This window comes from Lonsdalea quercina subsp. quercina (assembly GCF_000688655.1).
In the GTDB taxonomy this organism is placed as follows: Bacteria; Pseudomonadota; Gammaproteobacteria; order Enterobacterales; family Enterobacteriaceae; genus Lonsdalea; species Lonsdalea quercina.
The window spans coordinates 48941-65846 of the sequence record NZ_JIBO01000004.1 but is presented as its reverse complement, the minus strand read 5'-3'; the positions used below and the strand labels follow the sequence as shown (position 1 = coordinate 65846).

The 16906-nt window shown below is 57.9% G+C and carries 16 protein-coding genes; 8 read left to right on the top strand and 8 right to left on the bottom strand.

What is annotated here, in order from left to right; translation table 11 throughout:
* Window position 1: 1 nt before the first annotated feature.
* The 7 genes from RZ35_RS03185 (at window position 2) to RZ35_RS03155 (ending at window position 7335) form a co-directional block, all read left to right on the top strand.
* Window positions 2-703, top strand: a complete 702-nt coding sequence (locus RZ35_RS03185) for a GntR family transcriptional regulator (protein WP_026742004.1) — start codon at window positions 2-4, stop codon at window positions 701-703.
* A 27-nt stretch (window positions 704-730) separates the two neighbouring features.
* A complete protein-coding gene (urtA, locus tag RZ35_RS03180; protein WP_026742003.1) occupies window positions 731-1999 on the top strand; it encodes an urea ABC transporter substrate-binding protein in 1269 nt (422 codons plus the stop codon).
* Between the two features lie 69 nt (window positions 2000-2068).
* The gene (gene urtB, locus RZ35_RS03175) at window positions 2069-3634 is read left to right on the top strand and encodes an urea ABC transporter permease subunit UrtB (RefSeq protein ID WP_026742002.1); all 1566 of its coding nucleotides are present in this window, start codon (window positions 2069-2071) and stop codon (window positions 3632-3634) included.
* A complete protein-coding gene (gene urtC, locus RZ35_RS03170; protein WP_026742001.1) occupies window positions 3634-4710 on the top strand; it encodes an urea ABC transporter permease subunit UrtC in 1077 nt (358 codons plus the stop codon). The genes urtB and urtC overlap by 1 nt, the downstream gene beginning before the upstream one ends.
* Window positions 4703-5494, top strand: coding sequence for an urea ABC transporter ATP-binding protein UrtD (urtD, locus tag RZ35_RS03165; protein ID WP_026742000.1), 792 nt, complete (start codon window positions 4703-4705; stop codon window positions 5492-5494). Before urtC ends, urtD begins: the two co-directional genes overlap by 8 nt.
* 1 nt (window position 5495) lies before the next feature.
* Window positions 5496-6194 carry an urea ABC transporter ATP-binding subunit UrtE gene (urtE, locus tag RZ35_RS03160; RefSeq protein ID WP_026741999.1) on the top strand — a complete coding sequence of 233 codons (699 nt, stop codon included), beginning with the start codon at window positions 5496-5498 and terminating at the stop codon, window positions 6192-6194.
* Between the two features lie 169 nt (window positions 6195-6363).
* The gene (locus RZ35_RS03155) at window positions 6364-7335 is read left to right on the top strand and encodes a class I SAM-dependent methyltransferase (RefSeq protein WP_081825686.1); all 972 of its coding nucleotides are present in this window, start codon (window positions 6364-6366) and stop codon (window positions 7333-7335) included.
* A 53-nt stretch (window positions 7336-7388) separates the two neighbouring features.
* Here RZ35_RS03155 and RZ35_RS03150 read toward each other — a convergent pair whose 3' ends face one another.
* The 8 genes from RZ35_RS03150 to RZ35_RS03120 form a co-directional block, all read right to left on the bottom strand.
* Window positions 7389-8159 (bottom strand): SDR family oxidoreductase, encoded by a 771-nt coding sequence (locus RZ35_RS03150; RefSeq protein ID WP_026741997.1) that lies wholly within the window; start codon window positions 8157-8159, stop codon window positions 7389-7391.
* Between the two features lie 25 nt (window positions 8160-8184).
* Window positions 8185-8907 (bottom strand): 4'-phosphopantetheinyl transferase family protein, encoded by a 723-nt coding sequence (locus RZ35_RS03145; RefSeq protein WP_026741996.1) that lies wholly within the window; start codon window positions 8905-8907, stop codon window positions 8185-8187.
* Between the two features lie 90 nt (window positions 8908-8997).
* Window positions 8998-10275 carry a NupC/NupG family nucleoside CNT transporter gene (locus RZ35_RS03140; RefSeq protein ID WP_036152562.1) on the bottom strand — a complete coding sequence of 426 codons (1278 nt, stop codon included), beginning with the start codon at window positions 10273-10275 and terminating at the stop codon, window positions 8998-9000.
* 388 nt (window positions 10276-10663) lie between these two features.
* A complete protein-coding gene (locus RZ35_RS03135; RefSeq protein ID WP_081825685.1) occupies window positions 10664-11527 on the bottom strand; it encodes a TatD family hydrolase in 864 nt (287 codons plus the stop codon).
* Window positions 11528-11829: 302 nt separating this feature from the next.
* Window positions 11830-11991, bottom strand: coding sequence for a DUF1328 domain-containing protein (locus tag RZ35_RS17100; protein ID WP_071999747.1), 162 nt, complete (start codon window positions 11989-11991; stop codon window positions 11830-11832).
* Between the two features lie 249 nt (window positions 11992-12240).
* Window positions 12241-12858 carry a molecular chaperone OsmY gene (osmY, locus tag RZ35_RS03130; RefSeq protein ID WP_026741994.1) on the bottom strand — a complete coding sequence of 206 codons (618 nt, stop codon included), beginning with the start codon at window positions 12856-12858 and terminating at the stop codon, window positions 12241-12243.
* Between the two features lie 397 nt (window positions 12859-13255).
* A complete protein-coding gene (gene prfC / locus RZ35_RS03125) occupies window positions 13256-14845 on the bottom strand; it encodes a peptide chain release factor 3 (protein WP_026741992.1) in 1590 nt (529 codons plus the stop codon).
* 242 nt (window positions 14846-15087) lie between these two features.
* Window positions 15088-15768: a YtjB family periplasmic protein gene (locus RZ35_RS03120; RefSeq protein ID WP_026741991.1), complete on the bottom strand. Its 681-nt coding sequence runs from the start codon at window positions 15766-15768 to the stop codon at window positions 15088-15090.
* A 140-nt stretch (window positions 15769-15908) separates the two neighbouring features.
* Between RZ35_RS03120 and serB the strand changes: the two genes are divergently transcribed.
* Complete coding sequence (gene serB, locus RZ35_RS03115) at window positions 15909-16886, top strand: phosphoserine phosphatase (protein ID WP_026741990.1); 978 nt, start codon at window positions 15909-15911, stop codon at window positions 16884-16886.
* Window positions 16887-16906: the final 20 nt, after the last annotated feature.

Below are 16906 nucleotides of genomic sequence, written 5' to 3'. Positions count from 1 at the left end.
GATGACTCTTCCCACACAACGCGGCAAAGGCCGCCCGGAACCACTGGCTGAAAAGGTCTATCAGGCGCTGAAGCAGGACATTTTCGAGTTCCGCCTGATGCCCGGCGACCGTTTCAGCGAGAACGAAATCGCCGAACGCATGGCGGTGAGCCGCACCCCGGTGCGTCAGGCCCTGTTCCGGCTGGAGCGCGAAGGTTATGTCGAGGTGTGGTTCCGCAGCGGCTGGCAGGTTAAGCCCTTCGATTTCGAGTATTTCGAGGANCTGTACGACCTGCGCATCTTGCTGGAGCGCGAGGCGGTGCGCCGCTTGTGCGCGCTACCGCCAGCGCAATGCGCGACGACGCTCGCCGCGCTGAAAGCCTTCTGGATCGACGAGGCGCGTGAGGAGGACGGCAAGGCGGTTTCGCTACAGGACGAACGCTTCCACATCACGCTGGTCAGCGCCACCGGCAACCGGGAGATGACACGCATTCACACCGAGCTGACCGAAAAAATCCGCATCATCCGCCGTCTCGACTTCACGCGCGAAGACCGCATCGATGCCACCTACCGCGAGCACGCCCAGATCTTACAGGCGATTTTCCGGCAACAGACCGAGGAGGCGCAGCACACGCTGACCACCCACATCGCCGAGAGCAAGGCGGAGGTCAGAAAGATCACCTTGCACCGGCTACAGCAAGCCAGGCTCCACCCCGTTGAATAAACGAACACCTATTGAGAGGGTTAGACGATGAAAAGACGTTCGCTGCTTAAGGGTTTCGCACTCTCCGCCACCGTGATCGGCATGGGCCTGTCCTGGGGAGTTCAGGCCGCCGACACCATCAAGGTGGGGATCATGCATTCGCTTTCCGGCACCATGGCGATCTCGGAGACGCCGCTGAAGGACGTGGCGCTGATGACCATTGATGAAATCAACGCCAAAGGCGGCGTGCTGGGCAAGAAGCTGGAGCCGGTAGNGGTCGACCCGGCCTCGAACTGGCCGCTGTTCGCCGAGAAAGCCCGCCAGCTGCTGACGCAGGATAAGGCGGCGGTGGTCTTCGGCTGCTGGACCTCGGTGTCGCGCAAGTCGGTGCTGCCGGTATTCGAGGAGCTGAACGGCCTGCTGTTCTACCCGGTACAGTATGAGGGCGAGGAGATGTCGCCGAACGTGTTCTATACCGGCGCCGCGCCGAACCAGCAGGCGATTCCAGCCGTGGAATACCTGATGAGCGAAGACGGCGGCGGCGCCAGGCGCTTCTTCCTGCTGGGCACGGACTATGTCTACCCACGCACCACCAACAAGATCCTGCGCGCTTTCCTGCAGGCAAAAGGCATTCAGGACAAAGATATCCAGGAAGTCTATACCCCGTTCGGCTATAGCGACTACCAGACCATCGTGTCCGACATCAAGAAATTCGCGGCCGGGGGCAAGACGGCGGTGGTCTCCACCATTAACGGCGACTCCAACGTCCCGTTCTATAAAGAACTGGCCAATCAAGGCATTAAGGCGACCGATATTCCCGTCGTGGCATTCTCGGTCGGCGAAGAGGAGCTGCGCGGCATCGACACCACACCGCTGGNCGGTCAGTTGGCCGCCTGGAACTATTTCCAGTCCGTCGATAACCCGACCAACGCCAAGTTCGTGGCGGACTATCGCGCCTACGCCACAGCCCGTCGCCTGCCGAACGCCGACAGTGTGGTGACCAATGACCCGATGGAAGCCACCTACGTCGGCATCCATATGTGGGCGCAGGCCGTCGAGAAAGCCGGCACCACCGATGTGGACAAAGTCCGGGCGGCGATGGCGGGACAGACCTTCTCTGCACCCAGCGGCTTCACCCTGACCATGGATGCGAACAATCATCATCTGCATAAACCGGTGATGATTGGCGAAGTGACAGAGAACGGCCAGTTCGACGTGGTATGGCAGACCGATAAACCGGTCCGCGCCCAGCCGTGGAGCCCCTATATCGCGGGCAACGACCAGAAACCCGACCATCCGGTGAAATCAACGAAGTAAGCGGCACGGCCTTTCTCCCGCTGTCGGAGCCAAGGCCGTTCTCCCGCGCCACAAAACGGGAACACCATCATGAAAATTCACCGCTCTTTCTGCGCTCTGCTGTTACTGCTGCCCTGGCTGGCGCTGGCGGGAGACGGCGCGGAGTTCGCCGCCGCCGGCCGCGCCCAGCAGGCCGCGCTGCTTGAACAGTGGGCCGCCGCGCCGCAGGCCGCCCGCCTGCCGTTGCTGGAGGCGCTGCGTCGCGAATCCGTGGTCATCGACCAGAACAAACAGCCTTTCAGCAGGCAGGACGACGTCTTCACGCCTCTCGACAGCGCGCGGCAGCCGAGCGGCGATACCAAAAAGTTGTTTATGAACAACCGTCTTCGCGTAATGATCGCCAGCGCGCTCGCCGCACACCAACTGGTCAGCGATGACCCGGCGACCCGCCTGCACGCCGCGCAGCAGCTGCAAAGCACGGACGCGGCCGCTCTGCTCCCGGTGATCGAACGGCAGCTCGCCGGCGAAACCGNCGACCCAGTGCGGGCCTCGCTGGCGTTGGCGGCCGCCAATCTCCAGCTCGCCAGCCCCGATGCCGCAGTACGGTTGCAGGCGGTAAAACAGCTGGGCGAGTCGAGCCATCCCGCCACGCAGGCGCGGCTACAGCGCCTGACGCAGGCCGCCGACGAGCCTGAACCCGCCGTCCGGGACGCCGCCGCAGAGAGCCTGCGGCAAATCGAACAGCGCCTGATGTGGGGCGAACTGCTCGGTCAGGCGTTTACCGGGCTGTCGCTTGGTTCAATCCTGCTGCTTGCCGCTCTCGGCCTCGCGATCACCTACGGCCTGCTCGGAGTGATTAATATGGCGCACGGCGAGATGCTGATGCTGGGGGCTTACGCCGCCTGGCTGGTGCAGTCGCTGTTCCAGCAGTTCGCGCCCGAGTGGCTGGCCTGGTATCCGCTGCTGGCGCTGCCCGCGGCCTTTTCGATCACGGCGGCGATAGGCATGGCGCTGGAACGCGTCGTCATCCGCCATTTGTACGGCCGACCACTGGAAACCCTGCTCGCCACCTGGGGCATCAGCCTGATGCTGATCCAACTGGNGCGCGCGCTGTTCGGCGCACAGAATCTGGAAGTCGCCAACCCCGCCTGGCTCTCGGGGGGTCTACAGGTACTGCCCAATCTGGTGCTGCCGTTCAACCGCATCGCGGTGATCCTGTTCGCATTTGCGGTGCTGAGCCTCATCTGGCTGCTGCTGAACAAAACTCGTCTCGGGCTGAACGTACGCGCCGTGACGCAGAATCGCGCCATGGCGGACTGCTGCGGGGTTCCCACCGGCCGTGTCGACATGTTGGCGTTCGGCCTCGGCTCCGGCATCGCCGGACTCGGCGGCGTGGCGCTGTCGCAGCTGGGTAACGTCGGCCCGGAACTGGGGCAGGGTTATATCATCGACTCCTTCCTGGTGGTGGTGCTGGGCGGCATCGGCCAGTTGGCGGGCACCGTGGCGGCCGCCTTCGGTCTCGGCATCCTCAACAAAGTGCTGGAACCGCAGATCGGCGCGGTGCTCGGCAAGATTCTGATCCTGGCGCTGATCGTTCTGTTTATCCAGAAACGTCCGCAGGGTCTGTTCGCCGTGAAAGGGAGAGTGATTGACTGATGANCCTGCCGCTGACTTTAACCCTGGCGCGCAAAGCGCCGCGCCTGACCTTCAGCCTTGGCATCCTGGCAACGCTGGCGCTGCTGACCCTGCCGTTCTGTGCGCTGCTGCCCGCCGACCATCCGCTGGCGATCTCCACCTATACCCTGACGCTGATCGGCAAAATCCTGTGCTATGCCGTCGTTGCCGTGGCGCTCGACCTGGTATGGGGCTACGCCGGATTGCTGTCACTCGGCCACGGGCTGTTCTTTGCGCTGGGCGGTTACGCCATGGGCATGTACCTGATGCGTCAGGCTGCGGGAGACGATCTGCCGGCGTTTATGTCGTTTCTGTCGTGGAACGAGCTGCCGTGGTTCTGGGCCGGCACACAACATTTCGCCTGGGCGCTGTGCCTGATTATGCTGNCGCCCGGTCTGCTGGCGCTGGTGTTCGGCTTCTTCGCCTTCCGTTCGAAAATTAAAGGCGTCTACTTCTCGATCATGACGCAGGCGCTGACCTACGCCGGGATGCTGCTGTTTTTCCGCAACGAAACCGGCTTCGGCGGCAACAACGGGTTTACCGGCTTCACCACCTTGCTCGGCTTTAACGTCAGCGCCACCGGCACGCGCATCGGCCTGTTCATCGCCNCCGTGCTGTTGCTGCTGACCAGCCTCGGCATCGGCTTCGCGCTGGCGCGCAGCAAATTCGGCCGCGTGCTGACGGCGGTGCGCGACGCGGAAAACCGGCTGATGTTCGTCGGGTACGATCCCTGTGGCTTCAAGCTGTTGGTCTGGACGCTCTCAGCGGTACTGTGCGGGCTGGCGGGCGCGCTGTATGTGCCGCAGGTCGGCATCATCAACCCCAGCGAGATGTCGCCGACCAACTCTATCGAGGCCGCCATCTGGGTGGCGCTCGGCGGACGCGGCACGCTGATCGGCCCGCTGCTCGGCGCCGGTATCGTTAACGGCGCCAAGAGCTGGTTCACCATGGCGTTTCCCGAATACTGGCTGTTCTTCCTGGGCCTGATGTTCATCCTGGTCACGCTGTTTCTGCCGCGTGGCGTCATTGGCCTGTTGCGCGGGAGGCGTGATGACTGAATCCCTGTTGACCCAATCGCTTCCGGCGGATCGCTACCGCCATCAACACGATCCGGTCCTGCTGCTGGAGAAGATCAACGTCTCGTTCGACGGCTTCCGCGCGCTGACGGATCTGTCATTGCAGATTNGCGTAGGTGAACTGCGCTGCGTTATCGGTCCCAATGGCGCGGGAAAAACCACGTTGATGGATGTGATCACCGGCAAAACGCGGCCGGACGCCGGTCAGGCGATCTTCGATCAGCACACCGATCTGACCCGTCTGTCGCCGGTGGAGATCGCGCGTTTAGGCATTGGCCGCAAATTTCAGAAACCCACGGTGTTTGAAGCGTTGACGGTGTTTGAAAACCTCGAAATCGCGCTGAAAAACGATAAGTCCGTTTGGGCCAGCCTGTGCGCGCGGCTGGACGGCGAACAGCGGGACCGCATTGACGAGACGCTGACGCTGTTGCGGCTCGNCGCGGCGCGCGGTCACAAAGCCGGGTTGCTGTCGCACGGACAAAAACAGTTTCTCGAAATTGGCATGCTGCTGGTGCAGGAGCCGCATCTGCTGCTGCTCGACGAACCGGCGGCCGGCATGACGGATGCCGAAACCGAGTACACCGCTGAACTGTTCCGCGGTCTGGCCGGCAAGCATTCACTGATGGTGGTGGAGCACGATATGGGCTTCGTCGAAACCATTGCCGACCGCGTCACCGTGCTGCATCAGGGCCAGGTACTGGCCGAGGGGTCGTTGCGCGAAGTGCAGGCGGACGATCGGGTTATCGACGTTTATCTGGGGCGCTGACATGTTACAGGTATCGGAACTGAATCAATATTACGGCGGCAGCCACATCCTGCGCGGCCTGTCATTCGAGGCCCGGCCCGGCGAAATCACCTGTCTGTTGGGACGCAACGGGGTAGGGAAAACGACGCTGCTCAAATGCCTGATGGGCCTGATTCCGGCTAAATCCGGCGAGATCCGCTGGCAGGATCGCGTCATCAATCACCGAAAACCGCATCAGCGAGTCCAGGCCGGTATTGCCTATGTGCCGCAGGGCCGGGAGATATTTCCACGCCTGACGGTGGAAGAAAATCTGCTGATGGGTTTGGCGCGTTTTTCCGGCGCGCAGGCCAGATCGGCGCCGGAAGAGATCTATCGGCTGTTTCCCGTCCTGAAGGAAATGAAAGCGCGGCGCGGCGGCGACCTATCCGGTGGCCANCAGCAGCAGTTGGCGATCGGCCGCGCCCTCGCCTGCCGGCCGCAGTTGCTGATCCTCGATGAACCCACCGAGGGTATCCAACCTTCCGTGATCAAAGAGATCGGCGCCGTGATCCGACAGTTGTCCCTGCGGGGAGATATGGGTATTTTGTTGGTCGAGCAATTCTACGACTTCGCGGCGGCGCTGGCCGACCGTTATCTGGTCATGTCCCGGGGCGAAATCGTCCAACGCGGTCTGGGGCCAGACATGGAGAAAGAGGGCGTGCGCCATCTGGTCGCGATATAGTCGCGCAAGGGGCGTTGCTGGCGGTAGACAACGTCAGCCGGGGATGGCGGGAGAAAAAGCATTTGCCGCTCCGCAGACGTTTCAGTTGCGTTCGGGTGGCGGGCACAGGAAAGCCCCTAAGACGCACGCCTGACTCTAGAGTCCTCTCGAAACAGGCTATCCATCATTGATGTTGAGTTCGGCTTTTCCTTCATCAGGGAAGAGGGATCGTTCTCATCACCCTAATCAGGAAGATTTAATGAAAAAATCGATGCTTTCTCATACCGGCTATTCTGACGTGGATCCCGGTGCAGCCCTCATGGCTGAGCGCCAGCGCATAGCCGACCGTGGTGATCTTGACGATGCGCCGGTCAGCGAACTCCTGTGCCTGTTTGACCAGCTGTGTGAATTCCCCCTGGGCAGATTTTTAATCCTCAACAAAGGGTTAGATGCTTTCTGGACGAACGAACTGGTGACGTGGACGCCGGAGAATCCACGCGTGATGCATCCGCTGGAACGCATTATCTTTGAGCAGCTGCCCGCCACGCTGGCGACCCGGGAGCGTTACGGCATCTTTTGCCGGGAACTGAAAAAGCGGACGATGTCCGGCGGCGCGATGGCCTCCGTACCCTGCGGCCTGATGACGGATTTGCTTCATCTCGCCGGCACGCCGGACATCCGTCTGGTCGGGATTGATTTGGACGAAGCCGCGCTGTCGCAGGCCCGCGCCCTGGCGGAGCAAAAAGGCGTTCTGGCGAACACGACGCTGATTGAAGGCGATGCCTGGCAGATGACATTCTCGGAGGAGTTCGACGTGCTGACCAGCAATGGATTAACGATTTATGAATCCAGCGATGACAGAGTGACGGAGCTTTACCGCCTTTTTTATCGCGCGCTGAAGAAAGGTGGCACCCTGGTCNCCAGCTTCATGACGCCCCCACCCTCGATGGCGAATGACTCCAGCTGGAAAATGGAACGACTGGACCCGGCGTTGCTGCGCCTGCAAAAGTGTCTTTTCATGCAGGTCATCGGAACACAATGGAACGCGATGCGCACTGAAAAGAACACGGTGCAGCAACTGACCCAGGCAGGGTTCAGGAATATACGCGTCATTAACGACCACGCCGGTCTGTTCCCCACGGTGCTGGCCGAAAAAGGCTAACGGACCTGCCTGAGAAGACGGTGCCCGGCACGTGTAAACGGTGCCAGGGCACGTCAACCCGCGTCGTCGGGCGACTCCGGCTCCGGCGCGTTGAACGCACGAAACAGCGCGTGGTAATCGTCGCGTCGGGGCGCATCGCGCAGGCGTTGAGCGCGGGCGACCACGATCTCCTCCGCCTCCGGCCGATCCCGCAGCAATGCCATCGTTTCACGGATAAACGCGTTGAGCGGCATCGCCCGCGGATCGTGACCCTGCTCGCCCTGCAAATCCGTCTGCACCCAGGGCGGGATGATCTCGATGACTTGCACCGCGCTATTGCGCAGCTGAAAACGCAGCGATTGCGTATAAGAGTGCAGCGCGGCTTTGCTGGCGCAGTAGGTCGGCGTGGCCGCCTGAGGCAGAAACGCCAGTTCGGATGTCACGTTGAGGATCGCCGCACGGGGTTGCTGAAGCAAATGCGGCAACAACGCGGTGGTCAGATAAATCGGCCCCAACAGATTGGTGGCAACCGTCTCCTGCACCGTCTGCCAGTCACATTCAGTCACGTCTTCCTGCCGCTGAATTCCTGCGTTGTTGATCACGCCATTCAACGTTGGAAAACGCGCCGTCAGCTGCTGGACGAAAGCCGCTACGCCGTCCGGAGAACAAAGATCGAGCGCGAGATAAGCCATGCCCGGATGGGCAGAGGCCATTTCGCGCAGACGGGCAACGTCGCGTCCAGCAATGACGATCTGGTTCCCCGCGCGATGAAAGGCTTCCGCCAGTCCGCGACCGATTCCCGAGCCGCCGCCGGTAATGAGCAACGTGTTTCCCGTCATCTGCATGATGAGTTCTCCGCCCCCCGATTCATCACTGGTGGTAGATGAATGTTGTCACGTCGTTATCACGCAGTTGATATGTCCCGCTGAAGCGGCGTCCTCGCAGGAAGTCCGGCGACAGGTCGCACAGCAGTTCCAACGTGAAAGAGTGACTCGCGCGATCCAGCTCCAATATCTTGACATCCAGAAAATCAAAATAGTGTTTTACCTGCGGATACAGTGCTTTATACAAACTTTCCTTGGCGGAAAACGTCAGCGTCAACAACGTGGAAAAGCGACCGGGGAAAACCTCATGCATCCAGTCGAACTCTTCATCGTTGATGATGCCCGGCCATAGGCTATTCGCCCGCTCTTCGCTCATGACCGTTTCTACATCCAATCCGACGTAGGAGGCCGTATCCTGACGCATGTGCGCCGCGCAGAGCGCGGAGTCTGCGTTGTGGCTCAGTGATCCGACGATAAAGTCCGGCCACTGCGGCGAACGATCCTCGCCGTTTTTCAGCGTGTATCGTTCAACCCCCAGGCGCTCAAGCACCCTGCGGGCGAGATAACGTCCAGCCAGATACTCAGCCCGACGCTTAGGCACTGAGCGGGCAATTTCTGCTGTGAAAGGAATCCCTGCTCGAAAGAACAAATCATCACGATAAGTCCGCAGAGAAAAATGACAGCGAGCCCCTACCCCAGGGTAAATAGCTTCGCTGTCAGCCTGGTGGAACGTAACCCACTCTATATCTTCTATAAAAACAGAAAGCATATTCGTTAACTCTTCAAGCGGAACCTAGTGCACATGCCACTAGTTCACAGTACAGAGATGCAGCAGCGCTACCTCCCTGTAAAACACGACTCACAAAGCCAGAAAGAAACCGGCGATACTGGCGCTCATCAGATTCGATAACGTTCCTGCCGCAATGGCTTTCATTCCGAAGCGGGCAATGTCCTGACGTCTGTTCGGGGCCATGCTGCCCAGACCGCCAATGAGAATGGCGATAGAGGACAAATTGGCGAAGCCGCATAGAGCAAACGAGACAATCGCTTTCGTGTGTGTAGACAGCACCTGTAAACCGGAGGCAGCCACAACATCGTCAGGCTTGAGGTAGGAGCTCAAATTCAAATAGGCCACAAATTCATTAACAACCAGTTTCTGTCCAATGAACGAACCGGCCACGGTCGCTTCACTCCACGGCACGCCGATCAGGAATGCCACAGGTGCAAAAATCCAGCCCAGAACCAGCTCCAGGGACAGCTGAGGATAATCGAACCAGCCTCCAACGCCGCTGAGGATACCGTTAAGTAAAGCAATCAGAGCGATAAAAGCCAGTAACATTGCGCCAACATTTAACGCCAGTTGCAAACCCGATGCCGCTCCGCTTGCCGCCGCATCAATAACGTTGCCTGGTCTTTGTTCTTCGCCGTCGAAATTTCGAACGGTATCACGGTCATGCGTCTGTTCCGTTTCCGGCATAATCAGTTTGGCAAAGAGCAGACTCCCAGGCGCGGCCATAAAGGAAGCAGCAATCAGATACTCCAGCGGCACGCCCATCTGCGCATAGCCCGCCAGAACGGAGACGGAGATGGAAGCCAGCCCGCCGCACATGACGGCGAACAGTTCAGACTGCGTCATGCCTGCGATGTAAGGGCGCACCACCAGCGGCGCCTCCGTCATGCCGACGAAGATATTCGCGGTGGCGGAGAGAGATTCGGTGCGGGAGGTCCGCAACAGCAGCTGTAAACTGCCGCCCAGCAGGCGTACCACCCATTGCATGATGCCGAGGTAGTACAGCACTGCGATCAGCGAGGAAAAGAAAACAATCATCGGCAATACCCGCAGCGCAAAGACAAAGCCGCCGCCGCCGAAGAGGTCGAACATTTTGTCCGAGGCCAGACCGCCGAACATAAAAGCAATCCCGTCATTGCCGTAGGCGATGACGTTACCTACACCGGAAGTGATACTGGCAAGGACCTGACGCCCTAAGGGCACATATAGGGCCAATACACCAATACAGACTTGGATCAAAAAAGCGCCGATGACCGTACGAACGTTTATTGCGCTACGGTTATGAGACAGCATGATTCCGACCAGGATCAGTACAGCCATTCCCACCAGACTCATCAACATTTCCATGAAAAATCCCTTTAGTAGAGAAAGTAATGAATTAGAAACTAAGAGCTACCGCCAGGGCGCATCCCTTCTCTTTAAAAAACTTAACAAACTGAGAAGCCGAGCGACAAAAGACATATCGGCAGCAACCAACGATGCATACAACATTAAATGAATAAAAACGTCAAATATTCTTAAATATTGTATATTTTGGGACAAAAGTGCATTATTCCTCATCTTTCTACTCACTATTCATCACGTTACCTATTGTCATAAAACAAAAAAACTATCGGAAGACGGAAGATAAAGTGATACAGAAGGGAGAAATGGACGAGTTAGGCGGAAAGAAAAAAGGAACTATTCCGGCATTGTCGAACCAGATGTTAAATTTTCCAGCATTGATAACATATGATTAGGATTTACTCNCTTCCGCAGGAACCGAGTCTTCAGCAGCAAGATCGAACACACGCCGCGTATTAGCCAATAAGGCCGCAACAATTTGCGTCGGGCTTTCGTCCCGCAGTTCACATAATGTTGATAAGACGTTGCGAATGCGCTCAGGCCGATTGGGCGTACCCTGATGCCCATATACCGGCATATCCGGCGCGTCCGTCTCCAACAAAAGACACTCCAGCGGCAATTGCGCGATGGCTTTGCGCGTTTTACTGGCGCGCGGGTAAGTGATCGTCCCTCCAACGCCGATAGAAAAACCCAGCCGGATGAACGCCATCGCCTGCTCATAACTGCCTGAAAAACCGTGTACAACGCCCGTGCGCGGCACCGAGCATCGCCGAAGTATCGCCGCCAGACGGTCATGTGTACGCCGAGAGTGCAGTATCACCGGCAGATCGTGACGGCGCGCCAGCGCCAGCTGTTCGCCGAGAAAATAGCACTGACGATCGAACTGCGGATCGTCCATGTAGAGATCCAATCCTATCTCACCCACCGCGACCACGTCGTTGCGATGAGACAGCAACCGTGCATCCAGCAACGCCAAATCCTCTTCGCCATGATGGGCAATGTACAACGGGTGCAATCCCAGCGCCGCATGCAGACCAGGCCATCGACGGGCGAGTTGCAAGATGAGATCGAAATGAGGGGAGTTCACCGCGGGGATGATGATGTCGGTAATGCCCGCGTCCTGAGCGCGCCGCACGCTGTCCGCTTCATCGTCCAGAAACAGTGGAACGTCAAAATGACAGTGGGTATCTATCAGCGGACCCGGCGCGTTGGAGCGCCGCTCGGTCCGGCTGGCGGTTTGTTCGCAATCCGGCATGAGTAATGTGCGACCCCTTTGCTGAATAAGAGGATGTGAGGATAGCAGTTACCGAGCTTAAGCGTCATGCCTCTACAGCATGGCTAACCAGCAGCGGCGCCCATTCATTCCCCTCTCGATTCACCGACGAAGGCCGACAAAAGGGACGCCACCCTATCGAAGTATCGAGCATGACAAAAAGCCCAGGCCGCCTGACGTAGAACCGGCCCGCGCATCCTGAGGGATGCCGGGCCGGCGTTAACAGACGTGATGGAGAACAGACCGAAACTCACATCCTTTGCGGCGAACTCTAGCCGCGATCCCTAGGGTCGCTTACGTCCCATAAAGAGACTGATCAGGAACAGAATGATGCCGATCACAAAGACAATTTTAGCGGCACTCGCCGCTACGCCCGCCAGTCCGCCAAAGCCCAGCGCCGCAGCGATCAGCGCAACAATCAAAAATATAATACCCCAACGAAACATACGCTCTCCTTCAATATCGGATGATTAAAGTGATGTTGTTGCAGCCTGCGTTATAAGACGCACCGCGGCTGTCCGACGGGACAGCGTCACAAGCCCGAAACCGCGCTCATTTGTCGGATGGCGCCAAAACCGCCCTGAGCAATGATACCGTCGGTGAGTCGTCCTGACAGGCGCGGTGGAGAAATGACCGCCGCGCTGGTGTGATCGCGGGTTACCCGTTGAACGGCATAACCCGGAGTCGAAGCTGAATTAGGATTTCACCGTCAGATCGTTCTTGACGCTTTTGACCCCTTCAACAGCCTTGGCCAAACTTTCCGCCTGAGCGGATTGTGCCGCCGTCGACACCTGACCGGTTAGCTGCACGATACCGTCATGCGTTTCAACTTTGATGTGGCGAGACGGAACGACGCTGTCTGCCAGGAGTTTCGCTTTAACTTTGCTGGTGGTTACCGTGTCTCCGGCATAAGCGCCGACGGTCTGGGAACCTTTCTCATCTTTAACCTGTAGCTTATCGCTCACGGACTTCACACCCTCGGTCTTACTCGCGATGCTGACCGCGTGTGCAGAGAGATCCTGGCTGGCGACAAAACCGCTCAGGGTCACGATGCCCTTGGACGTTGCGACGGAGATATCGCCGCTGTCGATGGTTTTGTCTTCCAGCAGCGCGCTTTTCACCTTGGCGGTAATTGTGCTGTCATCCAGATAGTTTCCTGCAGAAGTCATGGAGCTATCGNCTTTCTGTCCGGTGGTGTCGGCCACGTTCTTCACCTTCTGGCTGAACGTTTCTTGTGCCATCGCCTGACCGCCCAGCAACATAGTACCCAGAACAACGGCCATTACTGATTGTGCAATCTTGGTCTTCTTCATCTAGATCTTCCTTTTTGTTGCCACTATTTCACTGCACGGAATGTGCTCATAAAGAGTCAATCACGAGGCCAGCGCGTCGTAGCCGCCATCGGCAACTAAATAGATTGTCATGCCGTGAATTNCTTTCACTCCAATACAACCCACTACTTCTCGTTAAATTAACAGTGAAACAAACTAGAAATGTCGTACACCTAGTTAACTATAGTCCACTGTGGATAAAAACCCAGGTAAGCGGAGGAAAAAGGCCGCAGATTCGAGAGATTCAGATTTGTCTGTGCGGTCAAACGCCGCCTGATGGTGAGGGGGATGTCGTTAATCAAATGAAATATATCGATAAAAAAAAAGAAACCAGGCATTTGCCTGGCTTGCTTCATCTGCGCAAATATTAAGCAGAGGATTAATGTTCCCGCGTTTTATGGAACTGCACATCCGGGTAGCGTTCCTGCGTCAGGTTCAGGTTCACCATCGTCGGGGCCACATAGGTGAGGTTGTCGCCGCCATCCAGCGCCAGATGCTGCTCGTTCTTGCGCTTGAATTCTTCCAGTTTTTTGACGTCCTCGCATTCGACCCAGCGGGCCGTCGAAACGTTGACCGACTCATAAACCGCTTCCACGTTGTACTCCGTCTTCAGGCGGGCAACGACCACATCAAACTGCAGCACCCCCACCGCGCCCACGATCAGATCGTTATTGATCAACGGACGGAATACCTGCACCGCGCCCTCTTCGGACAATTGCACCAACCCTTTCAGCAGCTGTTTCTGCCTCAGCGGATCGCGCAGGCGAATGCGGCGGAACAGTTCAGGGGCGAAGTTCGGAATACCGGTGAACTTCATGTCTTCACCCTGCGTAAACGTATCGCCAATCTGAATGGTGCCGTGGTTATGCAAACCGATAATGTCGCCGGGATAAGCCTCTTCTACATGAGAACGGTCGCCCGCCATGAAAGTCAGCGCATCCGCAATCGNCACATCTTTACCGGTCCGCACCTGACGCAGCTTCATCCCTTTTTCATATTTACCCGACACGACGCGCATGAAAGCCACGCGGTCACGGTGTTTCGGGTCCATATTGGCCTGGATCTTGAAGACGAAACCGGAGAATTTCTCTTCCGACGCGACCACTTCGCGCACGTTGGTGTTACGCGGCATCGGCGTCGGCGCCCAGTCGACCAATCCATCCAGCATGTGATCCACGCCGAAGTTACCCAACGCGGTGCCGAAGAAGACCGGCGTCAGATCGCCGCTCAGGAAAGCGTCTTCGTCGAATTCGTTGGAAGCACCCTGCACTAATTCCAGTTCTTCGCGCAGCTGAGCCACCAGCTCTTCGCCGACTACACTATCCAGCTCAGGGTTATTCAGTCCTTTAATCACGCGCAGTTCCTGAATGGTGTGCCCCATTCCGCGCTGATACAGGTAGATTTCATCTTTATAGAGGTGATAGACCCCTTTGAACAGCTTGCCGCAACCGATAGGCCAGGTGATGGGCGAACAGGCAATGTTCAGCTCACTTTCCACTTCGTCCAGCAGTTCCATCGGATCGCGGATGTCGCGGTCGAGCTTATTCATAAAGGTGAGAATCGGGGTATCGCGCAGGCGGGTGACGTCCATCAGTTTACGAGTGCGATCTTCCACCCCTTTCGCGGCATCAATGACCATCAGACAACAGTCGACGGCGGTCAGCGTACGGTAGGTATCTTCTGAGAAGTCCTCATGCCCCGGGGTATCCAGCAAGTTGACCAGGCTATCCCTATATGGGAACTGCATCACGGACGTCGTGATGGAGATACCACGCTGTTTTTCCATTTCCATCCAGTCGGATTTGGCGTGCTGGTTAGAGCCGCGGCCTTTTACCGTACCGGCAGTCTGGATCGCCTGTCCGAACAGCAAAACCTTTTCCGTGATGGTGGTTTTACCGGCGTCAGGGTGGGAAATAATGGCAAAAGTCCGTCGTTTCGAGACTTCGCGGGCAAATTCACTTGGAGACATGTTGTTCAGGCTTCTTCAGGTTAGCACCCGGCGTCGGCATCAGATCGCAGCGATGTCACGTCAGGCAGAGCGGAAATCAATCGTTAAGCCGGGCATTTTCTCTGATTTACCGGTCATAAACAATCGGTGACTGAAAGAGGCGCCTTTTCTTCACCGTTTATCGCCCCACATCGGCAAACGATCCTCACGTCAGCGCCGTGTCCGCCGCGGAACCCGTTTTTGATCCAGGCAACACTGAGCGTTCAGCGGCGTGAGTCGGGCTTTCGCGGAGNCTCGCTGTTTTCGTCGTCGCTGTCTGGCTCGTCATCTTCGACCGGCGTGTTGGCGGTCAGCAGATAGGGAGACTGCTGCCATCGGGAGCGGCGGTGCTGCAACAACGTACGCGCGAGAATGATGCCGATGGCCAGCGCCAGCAAAATCATCAGCCGAAGAATGTTGGTCGTGTTGTCCACCTGCTTGGCTTCGGTCGCCAGAACATGGGTGTCCAGCGTCACGCGGAGAAAGCCAATCGGCCCATCCTTGCCGTTAATCTGCTCCACCAGTTGATGGTTGAAGTAACTCCCGGCCCGATTGCCATCGAGCGCCAGCCGGTCACGCAAAGGGATCTGCTCGCCGGCCCGCGATATCAGCGTGCCGTCCAGCGCATAGATGCCGGCATCCAGAATCCGGCTACGATCGGTCAGATTTAACAACACGTCGTGGATTCGCTGGCTGTTGTCGTCATTATCTTCCAGCAACGGGGTCAGGCTGAACGCGACCTGACGGGTCAACGTCCGCGTCAGCTCCTCAACCTGTTCAGAACGAGCCATCTGATGACTGAGGCTGAAGTACGACGATCCCTGCATAAGGATCACCAGAAGCGCCAGACAGATCAGCACAATAGCCGTACGATGTAAGCGAAATTTCAACCGAGCCCGAACCATGGGAACACCTGCGCGATTTGGAGAGTTTAATGTTGCCAGAAGCGTTGACGATAGGATAGCTTGTTCCGTTGTTTTATCATTGTCCTCTTTATGACCGTTCTACGTCGTCAACACAACACCCGCAGGAAAGGATTTACCCCATGTCGAACCGTTTGACCTATCGCGATCTGCCCGTCGAGATCAATTGCTGGCCCAATTTACCGCTGTCGCTCAGCGGTGACGAAGTCATGCCTCTGGACTATCGGGCGGGCAATACCGGCTGGTTGCTCTACGGCGACACCCTCGACAAAAACGCGTTGTCTCGCATGCAGCGTCTGCTGGACGAACCCATGGTCATCGTCAGCGCCTGGAGTGTGGGCGACTATCAGGTCGTTCGACTGGCGGGGATTCTGACGCCGCATATCGCCGAGTCGGCGCACACGCTGGGGCTGGACGTGGCAGCGATGGGCAATCATCCGACGCTGAGATCGCCCGGTTTGCTGGTCATGGATATGGACTCCACCGCGATCCAGATCGAGTGTATTGATGAAATTGCGCGTCTGGCGGGCGTGGGCGATCAGGTGGCGGCGATCACCGAGCGCGCCATGCAAGGCGATCTGGATTTCTCTTCCAGCCTGCGCGAGCGCGTGGGCACGCTGAAAGGCGCGGACGCGAATATCCTGTTGCAGGTACGCGACGCTCTCCCGCTGATGCCCGGTCTGGAACAGATGGTGAAACAGCTGCAGGAAGCCGGTTGGCATCTGGCGATCGCCTCCGGTGGTTTTACCTTTTTCGCCGATCATCTGCGCTCGAAACTGGATCTGGTCGCCGCCGTCGCCAATTCCTTGGGCATGCGCGACGGCAAACTGACGGGCGAAGTGGAAGGCCCGATCGTCGACGCCCAATATAAGGCGGATACCCTGCGGCAGTTGGCCGACAAACTGGAGATACCTTTGGAACAGACGATCGCCATCGGCGACGGCGCCAACGATCTTCTGATGATAAAAGCCGCGGGGCTTGGGATTGCCTATCACGCGAAGCCCAAGGTCTATGCCCAAACGTCAACCAGCATCCGCTATGCGGACTTGACCGGCGTGCTGTGTATTCTCAGCGGCAGCCTGCGACATGAACAACGTTAAATAAAGAAGTGAGGTAAACC